Source organism: Phocaeicola sp. ICN-14070, assembly GCF_037892625.1.
Taxonomy (GTDB): Bacteria; Bacteroidota; Bacteroidia; order Bacteroidales; family Bacteroidaceae; genus Phocaeicola; species Phocaeicola plebeius.
Genome location: NZ_JBBKBF010000012.1, coordinates 41,941 through 59,239, shown reverse-complemented (window position 1 = coordinate 59,239; position 17,299 = coordinate 41,941). Strand labels below are relative to the sequence as shown.

Sequence of the window (17,299 nt, the reverse complement as noted above, 5' to 3'; positions counted from 1 at the left end):
TCGAGAGATTAAATAGACATGAAGAAGCGACAATTGATGATACTGACACTCTTTGTGGGCGGATTGACCGGTTCCATTCCTGTAATAAAAGCGCAGGAATGGCGGTTAATGTCCCGTGAAGAGATAGAAGCCAAGGTACATCCTGTTTTGTTGGAGCAAGCAGGGGAATTTCTTCATTTTGATACGTGCCGTCTATCGGTAGGTACCATAAATGAAAAAAGTCAACCTAAAACCGTATACTTCCATTTTCAGAATGTAAGTCAGCAAACCATTACGTTAAACAAAGTTACCACTACGTGCGGTTGTACTGTTGCCGGATTCAGCAAAAAGCCATTGGCACCCAATGAGGAAAGTATTATTAGCCTGACTTTTCATCCCAAGAACAGACCGGGTACAGTTGATGCAGAAGCATTGGTATATACCAATCTGTCCGATTTTTCACCTGTGGCACGATTGTCACTATGCGGCTATGTAAGTTCGTCTGATGAATGGAAGCACCTGCCTCAAAATATGGGACATCTACGACTTACCCGCAAGCAGGTGTCATTCAGCAAAGCAGGAAAGATCACCATTGAACGCATTGCATGTGCCAATAGTGGAGACCATCCGCTCAAACTGAGCGCGTTACTGCTACCTTCATGCCTAAAATTCCATACCGAACCTGCGGTACTTGCTCCCGGACAAGAAGGTGATCTTGTGATTACACTTGATAAGACAAAGTTGCCCAGCTTCCATACTGAGGAGAAACATCTTACTCTCATTATAGATGGTGTGATAGGCAAACCTTCGGAAAAAACGATAGAAGTAATTATTAAAAACTAAAAAATAAAAACAAGATATGAAAACCTTATTCAGAATAATGACGATTTTCTTGATGCTTTTCTGTTTCGCAGGCTGTGACGATGATAAAGAAGAAGTACTGTCCACATTGGACGTTACAGCTGCTAATCTGAATGGGACTTGGAAATTAGTGGAATGGAACGGCGCCCCCCTGCAAGCAGGCAGTTACTGCTACATTACATTCAGCCGTAAGGATAAGACTTATAAAATGTATGATAAGTTTGACAGTATGTATCCCAATCTCAAAACGGGTAGTTTTGAGATTGAAAAAGAAAAGAATTTAGGCTATATCATTAGTGGGGACTATGATTTCGGCAATGGTGAATGGGCTAATTCCTATATCGTAACCGACCTTTTGGCCACTTCCATGATTTGGACTATAAAAGATACCCCATCAGATATACAAAAATTTGAACGCTGCGATAGGGTACCTGAAGAAATAGAAAATGAAGTCCGAGATTTTTAGGAAGGTATCGAAATTCTCTAGTAATAATGAGGGTGTCAAAAACTTCTTTTCTTGAAAAATTATCCCTGCTACAGCTATGTGAAAAGGGTTATTTCCATATTCAAGATGTCTTGGTACCTCATTTGACAATATAAAATTCTCAAAATAAATTTCATAGTCTCTTCTATTTTAAGAGAGGAGTAATTAAAGTTTAACAACATAAAAAGGGCATGTCTGTGAAGATATAGCCCTTTTTTAGTAATGAGTTGTTTGAAACAATAAATGACACATCTCGGTTCTTCCGCCTGATAATAGTAGTGGAGTGACGGAAAAACTGACATGCAAAGTCAAGCACTTCGTTACAAGGTGTCCACGCCGTTTCTGTTGTAAACCGCAAGGTGTCACCATTTATTTCAAGATTAGCCCATTCTCCCCGGCAACTCACTTCGTTCCAGTCTTTACCCAAAGCATCTACCATACACCCGAGCCATTTAGTCCCGAATCCGTTTTTAATGAACGGTTCTTTCCGGCTTCCTTTCGGGATTGATTTTACATGCGGGTCCAATAGCGGGAAAAGGACGGCAAAGGCAAGTAAATAAGCCGGGAATTTGACGGAATACCCAAATCTTTGATTTGCGGAAGGCTGCCGTTTGATTCGTGGCCCGGTTAGCGCAGCGGTACTTGACGACCGGACGGACGCTGTACCTTTGCATGGGAAAATCTCACCGACAAGGATTGCCGGAGAAGAGAGACGGGAAAGTGATACCGAAGGAAGATAGAAGGGGAAGGAAAAGGAAAAGAAGCCAATTATACAACGGGAGGCAAATCATGCACGTTGCATTTGTGAGGGGAGTTCTTGACGTAGATGCTCCGAAATGCCCCAAAAGTTCAGTGTCTAACTTTTGGGGTACAATTCATTCTCTCGGAGGTCTTGTTTTCAGAAATACACGTTCAGCATAAGATATACGTATGCCTTTTTATCTTTCCCATTTGGGTACTGGAGTTCAAACTGAATTTTATCTTCACGTGCCAGCCATCCGATCGCGCTGGCCAGTTCCATATCATCCATTCCAGTACCTTTTTTAACTTCCGTGAGTTCCCATCTTTTATGTGCGTCTGTACTTAGGAAACGCCATAAGATTCCAGCATTTTCGCCAATAATGCTCTTATTCATAATTTTCCTTTTTATAAAGTCAATAGTTCGTTAAAAAATCGCCGCGCCTAAGCGGCTCTGGCAGTAAATAAAATGAGTTCTTTGAAAAGTTTGTCAATAACTTGCGGGTCTAGGCTAATCCCAAACACGCAAATAAATCGTTCAAGCATATAAGCATTGTGTATGAAAGACTTGCAGGAGGATATGGAATAGGTTATTCCGAGCCTCTTACATGCCGCTTTGGCCAAGTTGACAGCAGCAAGCGATGCATTGAAGTGAAAATCCAATTTCCTGAAGTCGGTAGACTGGCAGCTGGTGATTCCTGCATGCTGCTTGCCATCTCTAAAGCAAAATTCCAACTGGAACCTGGTTCTGTAATAATCCAGCACCTCGCGTCCATCCATGGAATCGTCTGTAGAGAAATAAAGTTGCCACTTGTCTGTTCTCTCGTCCATCGGATACCAGATGGCTAAGGAAACATACCTTTTGAGAGCTTTTGCATATACCCTCAATCCGTATAGTTTTCCTTTGTTCACCTCGTATTCCTTGCACCGGGTCAAATCCAGATTGGCAAAGTCAATCCTACCGTCAAACCACTTGGGATGGCCACGTTTTCCTGTTTTCTGTTCCAATGTCGGATAGTACAGGATTACGTCATTCCGAAAGCGGCTGATGACATGGAAATCGTTCTCACACATAGGCGTTATGAAAGTTTCCTTGGAAAAGAATGCGTCTGCAACCACCGTTCTGGATACGCTCTGTAGCTTGTCTTTTCTGCTGATAAGATAGCTGCTGTACCAGTCAACGAGGTTCTTGTCCATATTATCCAAGGTTTTACAATCCGGCGTCTGAATGGAACCTAAAGTCATGCATTCATGGTTGTCGATGTCTATGACACCGATGCCCATGATTTCCAATCCACGCTTGTATTCTCCTGCACAACCAGACCAGAAGTAACCTATCCGAGGTGTCTTCTTGCCTGATTTGGGGATACAGGAAGGATCCATGGCGATGGCTTTTCTTTTGCCTGTGAGATGCTTGCTGATGATAGAGCCGTTGAACGCAAACCAGTCGAAAGTTTCATGCTCAAAAAGGTTACGATAAGTCTGTTCTGAGAAACAGCCATATCTGCCCAATTGGAGGAAGTTTATACGATCCGGAATGGCCATGAATAATTTCATTGCATCCATAAAGGTCTTTTCAAAAGGTTTGTGTATATTCGCAATTGATTTGAGAGCCGACAGGCACTCAGATTGGTATTGCATAAGGAGTGTTTCTTTAGTCATAATCAGAAGAGTTCAGAGACTTCTAATTTACTAAAGACCAACGAATTATACAATACTTTCCTCCATTATTATCAGCAGGTTAGCACCTTTTTTAGCACATTTCTTCATGCTTAACCATTCGTTTTGACAACATTTCAATGACCTCTTTAGTGTTTTCGAACCAGCTTTTGCCGGTTCTATTGTTTAACTTTTAATCTTTCGGTAAAAATTTACCGAAGTATTGCAATTATAAGATATTATTTTTAAGAATAGCCCTCAAAGGTAGATATTATACACAAAACTCCACCCCACCCTTCTCATAAATTATCCTTTCAGCAATCTATAATTGTTTAATTAAGAATAAAAAGACACTTATCGTTCAATTGCACTTCTCACTGCTTCATAAAACAGGCCTCCCACATCTATGCCTAGTTTAAACTTACGAAATTTATAGGATGGAACGACCATCGGTGCAGTCTTCCATCCTTGTCGCACATCATAATACCTTTGTACACCAACGTCCACTCCAAAACGGTTTGTAAAATCGTAACCAATGGTGGCTCCATAATACGTACGGTTGAGATTATACCTATTATCCGGACTATAAGCACCAAACACGGTAAGATGAAAATCATCTGTCGGATGAAGCGTCATGCCTCCTGACACACCAAACGACTGACCGACACTATAGGGAAAAGTATATTTTGCCGCATTCACTCCTGCATATATATCCAAGAAATCATTGATTTCCCTTTGGTATATAAACATCATCTGGTTCACCCGACCGATGCCTGGAATGGTAGTCTGCATTCCCCTGCCATAAAAATAGGGAGAAAACTGCCCGAATGCATTATAGTCACCCATAAACATGGGAGACGGACTCACATAATAGGTTGGAATATAAAAAGACCTTTCCTGCCTAAAATCAAAATCTACGGGTGAATCAGACTGTATTTCTTGATTTACTTCATGGTCTTTTATTTTCACTCTATCCGTGGATGAATCAATTAACAAGAATTCCCCACCCACATCTTTTTTCAACCCTGTACCAAGCTTTATCGTATCTTTTTTGATACTTTCTTGTCCAAAAATCTGCATACAGGATAGTCCCAAAAGCATAAGAAAAGCCACTACCGATTTCATAACTTAAAGATTAAAAAGCAATCACCTCAAAGTTAGTTTATTTTTCATTCTGACTAAAAATAATATGTTAATGAAGCTACAAAAGTCCGGAACTTGGTATCGGGGTTATGCTGATAAGTTTTGGTCATACCCCAGTCGTATCCGATGGCAATCTGTACATGGCGGGCAATCTCTAACCCGGCACGAAAGCCTACTCCCCAGTCAAAGCGCGGCATCACTCCCTCCTTAAACATATTATGTGAGGCCACTGTGACAATATCCTGTTCTCCCGGAAGACTGGCAATTTGCTTCATTTGACCAAACAAACCGACATTAAAATAAGGTCCGGCATCTAGAAACAAACTGACATTTCTCCCGACTTTCAACTTATAGCCTAAGTGGATGGGAATATGAAGATAATAAGGCGTACTTTCATATTCGTAGGTTCTCTCATTCATTACATAATAAGGAACACTTTTCCAACCGTATGAGGAAATCATCAGTCCCATATCTGCATACAGCCCTTTTGCAGCCTCACGAAAGGCATATTCCCCTTTCAGTCCGGCATGAAAACCAGATCTGGAAATACTTTCTTTCGTGGAATTATAGTTATACCCTCCTGAAAGTCCATATCTGAACTCCTGTGCTTGTACACCTACGCACAATGATACCGCCATTACCAGCGTAAATAAAAATTCTTTCTTCATAAGTCTATATTTTAGTTTGTAAATAAAATTCTTCTCACTCTTTCGGATTGCTTATCCATTCACTTTCATACACATTACATCCTCCTAAAAGACCGATGCCGTTTTCCACATTGGTATAATGACTACGGATGGGAGCAAGCCCGTATCCTCCCAAATCATTATTATTTATACGATTGAGCGACTTCAGGTAAGTGTACATTTCTTTCGACAATTTGTACAAATAGATTTTAAACTCAATGTTTTCTTTCTGTTCTTCATCCTCATACCCGGCGTCATAATAAGTATCTACCTTCAACGTATAACTTTTCCCGTTTATCTTACTGTCATCCCAGATATACAGATTACGGTAATATTCTTTCGATATATCGAAAATGTCATCAAATCCTGTCTTTTCCGAAAACAAAGGTTCGTTGTCCAGATTAAGGTCTACAGAAGTATATTTTATGGTATCCGAATCTGAGTTTTCAGGTTGTAAAAACGCTTTGCTGGTCTTTTTTATGACTCTCATTCCATAATAATCCTCTGCTCCGGCAGAGTCTGTAAAAGCAATACGGAACTGTATTTTCCTGCCGTATTCCCCATCCGTCAATACAACTTCCGACTTATCCAGTGGAAACGCCTGCGGTATCACCGTTTGCGACTTGGCAACTGGCAGATCAGGATAAGCCACTTCCATACTAATCAGGTCGTCTTCTTTTAGTTTTCCCACTACATAATACGACTGAGCCGGAAGCAAACCGGTAGAAACTTCCGTGTAGTGAATCTCTTTCTCTTCTCCGTTCAACCTAAATACAAGGAAAGGCTTGCTGTCTGTGTTTGTTCCCTGATTATGAATCACCCTGCTTCGTGCCACCTGTATCAGTGTCGTATCGCCTAATGTAGAAGGCATACAGAAAAGAACGATTTTGCGCTCGGCATCCACCTCATTCAGACTGAACTCATGCGTACAAGATGGTAGCACAGAAATTAATAAGGCTATAAATAAAAGTCGATATATCATACGGATTTAAAATTTAAGTGTATAACTGAAAGAGGGTATGATAGGAAACACTCCATGAGCTTTTCCCACAAACGTACCGTCCGGATTTTGCCGGACAGTAGCATAGAGCGGATTCATCCGGCAATACGCATTATACAAACTGATATTCCAGATACGTTCGAAACCTCTTTTCGTGGTTTTGCGGAAATTAATCCCCAAATCCAGTCTATGATAGGCCGGAAGGGAAACATTGTTGGGCATCTCATAAATCATCATCCCTTCATTTGCCTTCTCTACTCCCGGAATAACGGGAGCATCTACCTGCTGTGTCGGAATGGTCATGCGATTCCCACTATGATAATTCCATGAGACGTATACGTCAATTCTTTCATTAAACTTATGCCCGATATTGACAGAAAACCGGTGCCGGTTGTCAAACTTATCCGGATACCATGAAGAATGGAAGTCAGGGAAAAACCTCTTGCTCCACGAAAGTGTATAGGAAGCATCGACCGAAGTCTTTCCGTTACTGTAACGGATGTCAGTTTCCATCCCGTAAGCTTTTCCTTTCCCTGTACGTACCTCTTCCTCCCATCGGTCTGCCATCGGATTAAGCATGCCACTATTGCCATCATATTCTATCAGGTTGTCCATGGTTTTATAAAACCCTTCCACACTCCACCGGATGTTATACGGCAATCGGGTATATACCCCCGCTGCGTATTGACGTGCTTTCATGGGAGTGATGCGTGCTGTGGAAGGCACCCAATAGTCAGTCGGCAAATTCAAGTAGGTGGCCGAAAGCTGATGCATGAACTGACTCATTTCGGTGTACGAGACTTTCAGGCTGGCTTTATCACACAACCTGAAATTGATTGCCGCACGTGGTTCTATCGAATGATATTTCGTACCCGATATACCAAACAACGTGTAATGCAGCCCTCCATTCAGTTTCACACCTTTACATAACGTCATCTCGTCCTCTGCATAAAGCGTAAACTCATTGCTCTTGTACCGGCTATCCACTTTCTCGATCAACTCATCTTGCGATGTACTGTCATACTTCGAATAATAATTCTGGGGCACAAACAAATGGCGTATATAATTGGAGCCAAAACGGATGTGATTCCAGGAGTTTGGACGATAATCAAACTCCATCCGATAACCGAAGTCATTGATGGTGGAATGATTGTTCTGCTCTTTTACAATTCCACCCTTCGTTCCTTCGATATATCCCAAGCGTTCTTCACTCAAATAATCGAACCTAGAACGATTATGAGTATAAACTCCTGTAATATTGACGAACATGTTGTGCGAGAAAATGTATTTCCAATTGGCAGATGCGGTAAAATTACCCCATTGCAGATTGAACTTGTCTATATTGGTAGGTTCTGGGTCAAACAGATATTCTTTATGTCTGAACTTAAAAAGGTCATTCCCTGAATAAAGGCTGATATCCGCACGACTCTTTTCGGAGAATACATGAGTCACTTTCGCATTGATGTCATGAAAAGCATATCTCACATTTTGCTTGTTCCGGCGACTGGTATTCATAATGGCAATAGCCGGGGCGGTAAGCAAGTCCATCCACGTGCGGCGCATGGCGACATTGAACGACGTATGGTCCTTCACTATCGGTCCTTCAAACTGTATCCTGCCCTCTAAAAGTCCAAGCGTAAAACTGCCATGATATTCCTTCATGTCGCCGTCATTCGTACGCACATCAACCACCGAAGAGAGCCGTCCGCCATAACGGGCAGGAAAACCACTTTTATAAAAATCTATATTCTTGATAATGTCTGTATTGAATGCTGAAAACAACCCTCCGGCATGATTCACCTGATACAAGGAAGTACCATCCAGAAGAAACAAATTATCATCATTGTTTCCACCATGTACGTACAACCCGGAGATAAGCTCCGTCCCGCCGGCCACTCCCGACAAGCCTTGAAGTTTCTTTACCACATCGGGCGAGCTCATAAAGTTGTTTCCATTTACAAAGTCCTTCGCTGTAAGCGAGACTTTTCCAGTCTGAGTGGTATGAAGAGGCGAGTTCAAATCAGCCGTCACCACCACTTCATTTAACTGGTAATCAGATTTCAGAGTTATATTCTTTGATTTGTTTCCGCCTAACGTAACATTTTCCAGATGCTCTCCACTGCCAATGTGCGAAAACCGGATTTTATGCCTTCCCTCACTTAACGTAAGGCTATAAAACCCGTGCTCGTTAGTCAGCGTACCCACATTCGAAGTCATGTCCCATACGGTTGCATTTACCACAGTTTCTCCATTGTCCTGATAGACGTATCCGCTTAACGTATAAGTCAACAGCTTTTTAAGGATGACATGACTGCCATCTATTTCCCACTTGATATTCGTATGATGAAACAGGGTTTCAAGGGTACTTTCCAGACTGACCATACCAAGTTTCTTGCCAGTATACGGAATATCAAGCCTGATAGACGCATCATACACAAAGCTGACAGGGTACACCTGTTTCACCTGCCCCATCATGTCTTCCAGGGTAACCCGATGCTGCGCATATAGGGAAGAAGCATCCACCAAGAAAGCTAAAAACAATAAGGATATGATTCTTTTCATCGCTCTTTCTGTATTATTCTTATATCCAGTGTCTTTTCAATCAATGCGATGATTTCGCCTAAGTCGTCCGTCTTGAATTCACCGGTAATTGTCCTTTCATGTTCCGACGCATACAGTTGTGTGCCATAATAGAAAGAAAGCTCTTTCAGCACCTCATCAATAGGTGTATTCCTGTAAATGAATTTTCCTATAGCCCAAGCCGAAGGATTTGGAGAAACAGCATGCACCGCTACAGGCATTTCATCGCCATGTGTCAGCATGCCACACATGTCTTTTGTAAAGACAATTCCATTTTTTCCATACCTTCCTTTAAACACAACTTTACCGGACTTTACATACACGCGAGTAGCAGTATCCTTTCTATATTCATCCACTTCAAACTCGGTTCCAAGTACTTTCACCTGAGCGTATTCAGTGGTGGCAATAAAAGGAGACAGCGCATTTCTTCGGACACTAAAATAGATTTTTCCCGACATATTTACTTCACGGTTAGCTTGTCCATATTTATCGGCATCATATTCCAAAGTCGCCCCTTTGGAAAGTATAGCTAGCGTGCTGTCTGGCAGGAAATATCTTGTCACCATCGCATCTGCCGTAATTAATACGGTATGATGCTCCTTCCGGCTTAACAAGGTATAGCTCACCACACAGATAAGGATAGCCGCAGCGATTCCTGAAAAACAAGCCCAAAATCCGCTTACTTTATTTTGATGCGCTATCCCTGTTATTTTCTTCAAGGCCTTTCTTGTATCCAGTTTCCCATCTTCGTAATACCGAAGGACAAACTGGAGTTTTCTTTCTTCTTTATCTTTCATGACTGAATGTATTTTTAGCTAAGACTGAATGAACCATAAAAACTACTATGCCGAAACCAAAAAATTATCCGAAAAAGAACAGGTACACCTTTCTCACACCTTCCTTCAACGTTTTAAGTGCTTTGCTCACCTGGTTTTTTACTGTATTGACAGAGATATGCAGCCTTACGGCTATTTCTTCATATTTCATACCATCCCTCTTAGCCAGCAAGAACACCTCCTTGCATTTTTCTGGTAAGGCCTCTATAGCAGTCCAGATACGAGCCTCCTCATAAGACCATTCTTCACACTCTTCGTCCGACAGGATTTCCTCAAGGTCTGATGGCTGCACATTGCCATCAATAAGTGAATCCTTCTTCAAGATGTCTATACAGCGGTTTCTCACCATAGAGTACAGATAAGATTTAAGACCACTCACTTCAAATCCTTTCTCTTTCCGTTTCCACAATTCCATAAAACAGTCCTGCACCGTATCTTCCGCATCATCTATATCTTTCAGATAATGAAGTGCAAACAGACAGAGCGGACGGTAATATTGAAGGAAATTATCTCTGAATATTTTTGTATTGATGTCCATGTACAAGTGTGATTGATAGATTCGCATTTTTAAGAAAACTCAGAATATCAGATTTACCACTATGAGCGGACTTGTTTTTTATTATATTTAAACACAACAGATTTACTTTATACATTCTTTAAATATCACAGATTCTACTAGAGTTTATAGTGAATACTATATTTCGCACGATTTCTTCCCACCAATCAAAGCCTATCTATAAAGAAAAACTTATATTTGCATTATCTGAATCACACAATCATAGAACCATGAGCAAGATTTATCCGGTAGGCATACAAAGTTTTGAAGAGATACGTAAAAATCATTACTGCTATGTAGACAAAACTGAATTAATTTACCAGCTGGCAAACAGTGGTAAATATTATTTTCTGAGCCGTCCCAGACGATTCGGAAAAAGCCTGCTCATCTCCACGCTTGAAGCCTATTTCTCCGGTAAAAAAGAACTGTTTCAGGGTCTTGCCATGGAACAACTGGAAAAAGAATGGACAGCATATCCAGTGCTGCATCTTGACCTGAATGCACGACGATACGAGAATGAAGCCTCTCTTTATGCTATACTTAACCAACATCTGGAAAGTTGGGAAGCAATCTATGGAGACGAAAAAAAAGATCGGGCTCCAGAAGAACGTTTTGCCTACCTGATAGAAAAAATCAGCCGTACCACTAGCAAAAATGTAGTCGTATTAGTGGACGAATACGATAAACCGATGTTACAGGCCATCGGTAACGAAACTCTTCTTTGCAACTATCGCAACACCCTGAAGGCTTTCTACGGGGTATTGAAAACCTGCGACAAATATCTTCGGTTTGCTCTTCTGACAGGCGTAACCAAATTCAGTAAAGTAAGCGTATTCAGCGACCTGAATAACCTGGAAGACATTTCTCTACAGGCTATGTATAACAATTTGTGTGGAATCACAGAAAAGGAGTTATCAGAAGTATTTGCAGAGGACATCCAGTTATTGGCCGACAATAACACACAAACTTATGCTGAAACTTGTCACCAATTGAAAGAATGGTATGACGGATATCATTTTGCATACCGCTCGGAAGACATCTATAATCCTTTCAGTCTGCTCAATGCTATGAAAAGCCGTGAATTTGGAAGCTATTGGTTTGAGACCGGTACGCCGACTTTCCTCGTAGAATTAATAAAGCATAGTAAATATAATTTGCAGCGGCTTACCGAAGAAATAGCAACTGCCGATTCATTGGGCAGTATTGACACAATGGAAACTAATCCCGTACCCATCCTCTACCAAAGCGGATACCTTACGATTAAAGGGTATGACAAAGAATTTAAAGTATATAAACTGGGATTCCCCAACAAAGAAGTGGCAGAAGGGTTTACACGCTTCTTACTTCCCTGCTATGCATATATGCCTTCCGGCAATCCCTCTTTTGAATTAATGTGTTTTGTAAAAGAGGTACGGGACGGCAAAATAGATGCATTTATGAAACGCCTGCAAAGCTTCTTTACAGACACTCCTTATGAATTAATACGCGATCTGGAATTACATTATCAGAACGTATTGTTCATTATATTCAAACTGTTAGGCTTTTATACCCAGGCAGAATACCATACCTCAGAAGGACGCATTGATCTGATAGTAAAAACAGCGCAGTATATTTACGTCATGGAGTTCAAGCTGGACGGAAGTGCGGAAGAAGCCCTGAAACAAATCAATGACAAACAATATGCACTGCCTTTTGCCACGGATACGAGAAAAGTCTACAAACTGGGAGTAAACTTCAGCCATCGTACACGCAACATTGAAAAATGGGTGGTGGAAGAAGCCCATTCATAGCTTCTCCCCATCCTTAAACTCTTCCCACTTCCTGACCACCGTATCAATGGAAATATCCAGCAATTTCATCTGACTGAACAATTCCGGCAGATTTTCTGTCATAAACTTCAGGCTTCGGGTCTGTTTTATCTTCTCCAGGGCATCAACAGTCACAAAATACCCCAGCCCTCGCCGGGTGTAGATAATCCCCCACTGCAACAGCAGGTCGTAAGTCTTCACCACGGTATTGGTGTTGACTTCGAACATAACGGCCTGTTCCCGCACACTGGGTATGCGATCATCTGAATGATACTTTCCAGCCAGTATCTCGTCGCAGATTCGTTCTGCCATTTGCAGATAAATGGCTCGGTCTTGCTTGAAATCTACCATCTTACTATCTAAACTCCAACTTTCTAAAACCTTTATAGGTCATGATAACAGCTACTATGCTCCAAACCACAGAAACAATCGACCATGTGTATTTAATGATACTTTTAGGAGCACCTAATCCATACATACACAATACTGGCAACACATAAGACAAAACACATAAAACAACTATCAGCCAGAACCGGGTTTTGCTGTATTGTTTCCTCAACATAACCACCAAAGTCCACAGGGCTACATAAAAAGCAATCACCACCTGCAGCATAAGTTGCTTAAGTCCATAGCCTCCTCCCAAAAAGAGAAGAACCGGTCCGTTCGTTTCCTCTGTAAAAAGCAATGGAATAGCCAGTTGCATAAAGATATTCGATAATATCGCACATCCCAACAACATCACCGTACCTATCAAAAAAGTACTGAAAAACAAACTTACATATTTTTCTGCCAATGTGACCGGAAGCATGAACTTATTTATCAGACCTCTGTCATTCCGCATATCTTCCACCAGGCTCCAGAACGTAAAATAATAAGATAGGAGTATCAGCAATTGCTCTATGAGTGACAAGCATTCTTTCAAACTCTCTCCTGACACCAAGGCACAAAACACACAGATACTAAAAGAGCGTAAAAACAAAAGCTGGATAAAGGCTTTCTTTTTTCCATAGCCAAACATTTCCTTTAACTGAAACTGACTAAACTTCCACATTTCTTTCATTGCAAAACTTTTCATATCCTTCCTCCTCCCTTGATTAATGCATTAAACAGCAGTTCCAAAGATACTTCCGTATCCATGTTTTCCTGCTTATGAGTGATTACATGGTAACCTTCGGTACAAGCTTCTGCATATAGCACTCCTTCTTCATTACTTTGGATTCCGAACGAATACCGACTAGCGATTTCCTCCAAAGAAGCCGCATACACAGGAGCATCCTTTCTTAACACAATCACATCGGTCAACTGATTTTCAATGTCCTGCACAATGTGTGTAGACAAAACCACTATCTGATCTTCACGAACATGCTTCATCAGCAGCTTACGAAACATCTTTCGTGCCGGAATATCCATTCCATTGGCGGCCTCATCCAATAATAGAACTTTCGTTCCCAGCGACAAGGCAATACTGAATGCCACTTTGTGCTTCTCTCCCAACGACAATTTGTCCAAATGTTCAATATCCCACTGTATTTCAAAATTGGTCAGACAGTCATCCAGCACTTCTGCACGAAACTTAGGATAGAATTTGGAATAAATGGCAAGAAAGTGTTCCAGCCTCATATCCGGAAAAATAAAGTCAGCTGGCAGCATGAATACTTCCCTCAAAGTTTCTACCTCCCTTTTCCGGGAGTTGCGACCGTCTACATAAATCTCACCGTCGTGAGCGAAAAGCTTACCAGCAATCAGTTTCAAAAGCGTGGTCTTGCCTGAGCCGTTCATTCCCAACAGACCATAGAATCTCCCTTCCTTCAAACGGAGATTCAAATTGTCCAATACATTTTTATCGGACTGATACCCAAATGAAACACCTCTCAATTCTACCATAACCTTTAAATTAAAAATCGTTACACTGTACCATTAAAGTGGTACAGCAAAAATAACTTTTTTTCTTGAACAAACAAATGGTTTTACGGAAATTATGATGCAATATCCAACAAACCTCAGCACACTTTCTACGTTTCCATTCTGTGAACCCTACGTTTCCCGATGCGGAACCGTACGTTTCGCATAAGGAAAACATATGGTTCCGCGCTGAGAAACGTAAAAGACTTCTTTCCCTCCGAAAGTATTCGCTTTGATAATTCCAGCTATTTTTCGTAACTTCGCATGTTCATCTAACAAGAAAAGATACATGTCAGAAAATGATTTTATTACCATAAAAGGTGCCCGGGTGAATAACCTGAAAAATATCGACGTACGTATTCCACGCAACAAGCTGGTAGTCATTACCGGACTGTCTGGTTCGGGAAAGTCGTCGCTGGCATTCGATACGCTGTATGCCGAAGGGCAAAGACGCTATGTAGAAAGTCTGTCTTCTTACGCCCGCCAGTTTCTCGGACGTATGAGCAAACCGGAATGTGACTTTATCAAAGGGATTCCACCTGCCATCGCCATTGAACAGAAAGTGACGAGCCGCAACCCGCGTTCTACCGTGGGTACCTCGACGGAAATTTATGAATACCTGCGCCTGCTTTTCGCACGGGTGGGAAAAACGTATTCCCCCGTAAGCGGACAACTGGTGAAGAAGGACAGTGTGGAAGACATCGTAAACTGCATGCTGTCTTACCCGAAAGGCACACGCTATACCGTACTGACGCCTATCCTTCCCCGTGACGGAAGAAGTGTGGCAGAACAGCTGGACATGGATATGAAGCAGGGCTTTACCCGACTAGAGGTGGACGGCGAAATGGTACGCATTGAGGATTATACCTACAATGAGAACGACAAGGTGTATCTGTTAGTGGACCGCATGAGCTGTGATGATAGCAAGGATGCTATCAGCCGACTGACGGATTCTGCCGAGACGGCTATGTACGAAGGTGACGGCACATGTATGCTCCGTTTCTATTTGTCGGATGACACTCGCCTGCATGTATTCAGTACCAAGTTTGAAGCCGACGGTATCAAGTTTGAAGAACCGAACGACCAGATGTTCTCATTCAACTCTCCGCTGGGAGCCTGCCCTACGTGCGAAGGTTTCGGAAAGATTATCGGTATCGATGAACACCTGGTGGTGCCTAATCGGGCGCTGAGCGTGTACGATGGTGCCGTACTTTGCTGGAGAGGTGAGAAAATGGGAGAATGGCTGAACGAGTTCCTTCGGGAAGCGCCGGCTCATGATTTCCCTATCTTTGCCCCCTATTATGAACTGACACAGGAACAGAAAGATTACCTTTGGCACGGCCCAAGAGAGAAGGTCTGCATCGACTCTTTCTTCAAAATGCTGGAGGAAAATCAATATAAGATACAGTATCGCGTGATGCTAGCCCGCTACCGGGGAAAAACGACTTGCCCTACCTGTCACGGAAGCCGACTGAAAAAGGAGGCCAGCTACGTGCGAGTGGGGGGAAAGAATATCTCGGAACTGGTGGAAATGCCAATTACCCAATTACAGGAGTTTTTCCGTACGCTCACACTGGATGCACACGACACCCTCGTGGCACAACGCCTGCTGAGTGAAATCAAGAACCGTCTGACATTCCTGTCGGATGTGGGATTGGGTTACCTGACGCTGAACCGGTTGAGCAACTCGCTTTCAGGAGGTGAAAGTCAGCGAATCAATCTGGCCACCTCGTTAGGAAGCAGTCTGGTAGGCTCATTGCATATTCTTGACGAACCAAGCATCGGTCTGCACAGCCGTGACACTACCCGCCTTATCAAGGTGCTGCGCCAGTTACAGCAATTGGGAAACACGGTAGTGGTAGTGGAACACGACGAAGAAATCATCCGTGCAGCAGATTATATCATCGACATCGGCCCGAAAGCCGGACGACTGGGCGGACAAGTGGTGTATGAGGGCGACATGAAAGACTTACATAAAGGAAGCGACAGCTATACCGTGAAATACCTGTTAGGAGAAGAGACCATCGACCTGCCTGCCAGCCATCGTCCGTGGAACAATTTCATCGAAATCAAAGGAGCACGCGAGAACAACCTGAAAGGCATCGACGTGCGCTTCCCACTTAACGTGATGACGGTAGTAACAGGTGTCAGCGGTTCCGGAAAGAGTACGCTGGTACGCGACATTTTCTACAAGGCTCTGAAACGGGAATACAGTGAATCGAGCGAACGTCCGGGCGAATTCATCTCATTGGAAGGAGACATCCGTCAGGTGAACGACATCGAATTTGTGGACCAGAACCCTATCGGAAAGTCTTCCCGAAGCAATCCGGTAACTTACGTCAAGGCGTACGACGAAATCCGCAAACTATTTGCCGACCAGCCGCTGGCCAAGCAGATGGGATACAGCGCAGGCTATTTCTCATTCAACACGGAAGGCGGACGTTGCGAAGAATGCAAGGGAGAAGGTACGGTAACGGTAGAAATGCAGTTTATGGCCGACCTGGTGTTGGAATGTGAGTCATGCCACGGCAAACGTTTCAAGAATGACACGCTGGAAGTGAAGTTTGAAGGAAAAAACATTTACGACATACTGGAAATGACGGTCAACCAGGCCATCGAGTTCTTTACGGAACACAACCAGAAGAAGATTGTCAAGAAGTTGCGCCCGCTACAGGATGTGGGACTGGGTTACATCAAGCTGGGACAGTCTTCGTCTACCCTCTCGGGAGGAGAAAACCAGCGCGTGAAACTGGCGTACTTCCTCAGCATCGAAAAGGCACAGCCTACCATTTTCGTGTTCGACGAACCGACGACTGGCTTGCACTTCCATGACATCAAGAAACTGTTGGAAGCTTTCGATGCCCTCATCAGTCGGGGACATACGCTGGTCATCATCGAACACAACATGGATGTCATCAAATGCGCTGACCATGTGATTGACCTCGGTCCGGAAGGTGGCGACATGGGAGGAAATCTCGTGGCAACCGGCACACCGGAGGAAGTGGCTAAATGTGCGGTTTCCTATACGGGACAATACCTGGCAGAAAAACTCAATCAGTAATCTTAA

General features: G+C 42.7%; 15 protein-coding genes and 1 pseudogene. 4 read left to right on the top strand and 12 right to left on the bottom strand.

Going from position 1 to position 17,299, the window contains the following annotated elements; translation table 11 throughout:
* Positions 1-18: 18 nt before the first annotated feature.
* Both WKT20_RS05685 and WKT20_RS05680 read left to right on the top strand, forming a co-directional pair.
* Entirely contained in the window at positions 19-822 is an 804-nt protein-coding gene (locus WKT20_RS05685) for a DUF1573 domain-containing protein (protein ID WP_117703033.1), read from the top strand.
* 16 nt (positions 823-838) lie between these two features.
* On the top strand, positions 839-1,306 hold the full coding sequence (locus WKT20_RS05680; protein WP_117703034.1) for a lipocalin-like domain-containing protein: 468 nt from the start codon (positions 839-841) through the stop codon (positions 1,304-1,306).
* Between the two features lie 257 nt (positions 1,307-1,563).
* On the opposite strand, the pseudogene WKT20_RS05675 reads toward WKT20_RS05680, so the two are convergent.
* The 9 genes and pseudogenes from WKT20_RS05675 to WKT20_RS05635 all read right to left on the bottom strand — a co-directional run.
* Positions 1,564-1,814 (bottom strand): annotated as a pseudogene (locus tag WKT20_RS05675) (hypothetical protein); the annotation flags it as partial.
* Positions 1,815-2,222: 408 nt separating this feature from the next.
* Entirely contained in the window at positions 2,223-2,459 is a 237-nt protein-coding gene (locus WKT20_RS05670) for a winged helix-turn-helix domain-containing protein (protein WP_007749986.1), read from the bottom strand.
* A 47-nt stretch (positions 2,460-2,506) separates the two neighbouring features.
* Positions 2,507-3,724: a transposase gene (locus WKT20_RS05665; RefSeq protein WP_278454245.1), complete on the bottom strand. Its 1,218-nt coding sequence runs from the start codon at positions 3,722-3,724 to the stop codon at positions 2,507-2,509.
* A 351-nt stretch (positions 3,725-4,075) separates the two neighbouring features.
* A complete protein-coding gene (locus tag WKT20_RS05660; RefSeq protein ID WP_117702202.1) occupies positions 4,076-4,846 on the bottom strand; it encodes a hypothetical protein in 771 nt (256 codons plus the stop codon).
* 53 nt (positions 4,847-4,899) lie between these two features.
* Positions 4,900-5,532, bottom strand: coding sequence for a porin family protein (locus tag WKT20_RS05655; RefSeq protein ID WP_117702203.1), 633 nt, complete (start codon positions 5,530-5,532; stop codon positions 4,900-4,902).
* Positions 5,533-5,566: 34 nt separating this feature from the next.
* On the bottom strand, positions 5,567-6,532 hold the full coding sequence (locus WKT20_RS05650) for a DUF4249 domain-containing protein (protein WP_340417007.1): 966 nt from the start codon (positions 6,530-6,532) through the stop codon (positions 5,567-5,569).
* A gap of 6 nt (positions 6,533-6,538) precedes the next feature.
* Positions 6,539-9,112, bottom strand: coding sequence for a carboxypeptidase-like regulatory domain-containing protein (locus tag WKT20_RS05645; protein WP_117671294.1), 2,574 nt, complete (start codon positions 9,110-9,112; stop codon positions 6,539-6,541).
* Positions 9,109-9,927, bottom strand: a complete 819-nt coding sequence (locus WKT20_RS05640) for a FecR family protein (RefSeq protein ID WP_117671296.1) — start codon at positions 9,925-9,927, stop codon at positions 9,109-9,111. Before WKT20_RS05640 ends, WKT20_RS05645 begins: the two co-directional genes overlap by 4 nt.
* Positions 9,928-9,991: 64 nt before the next feature.
* A complete protein-coding gene (locus WKT20_RS05635; RefSeq protein ID WP_117748309.1) occupies positions 9,992-10,504 on the bottom strand; it encodes an RNA polymerase sigma-70 factor in 513 nt (170 codons plus the stop codon).
* 248 nt (positions 10,505-10,752) lie between these two features.
* Here WKT20_RS05635 and WKT20_RS05630 point away from each other — a divergent pair, with 248 nt between their 5' ends.
* Positions 10,753-12,312, top strand: coding sequence for an ATP-binding protein (locus WKT20_RS05630; RefSeq protein ID WP_117673946.1), 1,560 nt, complete (start codon positions 10,753-10,755; stop codon positions 12,310-12,312).
* Here WKT20_RS05630 and WKT20_RS05625 read toward each other — a convergent pair.
* Genes WKT20_RS05625 through WKT20_RS05615 form a run of 3 tightly spaced genes read right to left on the bottom strand, consistent with a single transcriptional unit; the run spans position 12,307 to position 14,214 of the window.
* A complete protein-coding gene (locus WKT20_RS05625) occupies positions 12,307-12,681 on the bottom strand; it encodes a GntR family transcriptional regulator (protein ID WP_117673945.1) in 375 nt (124 codons plus the stop codon). The two genes, WKT20_RS05630 and WKT20_RS05625, sit on opposite strands and share 6 nt — an antisense overlap.
* A 4-nt stretch (positions 12,682-12,685) precedes the next feature.
* On the bottom strand, positions 12,686-13,405 hold the full coding sequence (locus tag WKT20_RS05620; RefSeq protein WP_340417006.1) for a hypothetical protein: 720 nt from the start codon (positions 13,403-13,405) through the stop codon (positions 12,686-12,688).
* Positions 13,402-14,214, bottom strand: coding sequence for an ABC transporter ATP-binding protein (locus tag WKT20_RS05615; RefSeq protein WP_340417005.1), 813 nt, complete (start codon positions 14,212-14,214; stop codon positions 13,402-13,404). The genes WKT20_RS05620 and WKT20_RS05615 overlap by 4 nt, the downstream gene beginning before the upstream one ends.
* 307 nt (positions 14,215-14,521) lie before the next feature.
* Here WKT20_RS05615 and uvrA point away from each other — a divergent pair, with 307 nt between their 5' ends.
* A complete protein-coding gene (uvrA, locus tag WKT20_RS05610; protein ID WP_340417004.1) occupies positions 14,522-17,293 on the top strand; it encodes an excinuclease ABC subunit UvrA in 2,772 nt (923 codons plus the stop codon).
* Positions 17,294-17,299: the final 6 nt, after the last annotated feature.

Coding starts and splice junctions, on each gene's coding strand:
- WKT20_RS05685 (WP_117703033.1), top strand. CDS start 19: ATGAAGAAGCGACAATTGATGATACTGACACTCTTTGTGGGCGGATTG.
- WKT20_RS05680 (WP_117703034.1), top strand. CDS start 839: ATGAAAACCTTATTCAGAATAATGACGATTTTCTTGATGCTTTTCTGT.
- WKT20_RS05670 (WP_007749986.1), bottom strand. CDS start 2,459: ATGAATAAGAGCATTATTGGCGAAAATGCTGGAATCTTATGGCGTTTC.
- WKT20_RS05665 (WP_278454245.1), bottom strand. CDS start 3,724: ATGACTAAAGAAACACTCCTTATGCAATACCAATCTGAGTGCCTGTCG.
- WKT20_RS05660 (WP_117702202.1), bottom strand. CDS start 4,846: ATGAAATCGGTAGTGGCTTTTCTTATGCTTTTGGGACTATCCTGTATG.
- WKT20_RS05655 (WP_117702203.1), bottom strand. CDS start 5,532: ATGAAGAAAGAATTTTTATTTACGCTGGTAATGGCGGTATCATTGTGC.
- WKT20_RS05650 (WP_340417007.1), bottom strand. CDS start 6,532: ATGATATATCGACTTTTATTTATAGCCTTATTAATTTCTGTGCTACCA.
- WKT20_RS05645 (WP_117671294.1), bottom strand. CDS start 9,112: ATGAAAAGAATCATATCCTTATTGTTTTTAGCTTTCTTGGTGGATGCT.
- WKT20_RS05640 (WP_117671296.1), bottom strand. CDS start 9,927: ATGAAAGATAAAGAAGAAAGAAAACTCCAGTTTGTCCTTCGGTATTAC.
- WKT20_RS05635 (WP_117748309.1), bottom strand. CDS start 10,504: ATGGACATCAATACAAAAATATTCAGAGATAATTTCCTTCAATATTAC.
- WKT20_RS05630 (WP_117673946.1), top strand. CDS start 10,753: ATGAGCAAGATTTATCCGGTAGGCATACAAAGTTTTGAAGAGATACGT.
- WKT20_RS05625 (WP_117673945.1), bottom strand. CDS start 12,681: ATGGTAGATTTCAAGCAAGACCGAGCCATTTATCTGCAAATGGCAGAA.
- WKT20_RS05620 (WP_340417006.1), bottom strand. CDS start 13,405: ATGAAAAGTTTTGCAATGAAAGAAATGTGGAAGTTTAGTCAGTTTCAG.
- WKT20_RS05615 (WP_340417005.1), bottom strand. CDS start 14,214: ATGGTAGAATTGAGAGGTGTTTCATTTGGGTATCAGTCCGATAAAAAT.
- uvrA (WP_340417004.1), top strand. CDS start 14,522: ATGTCAGAAAATGATTTTATTACCATAAAAGGTGCCCGGGTGAATAAC.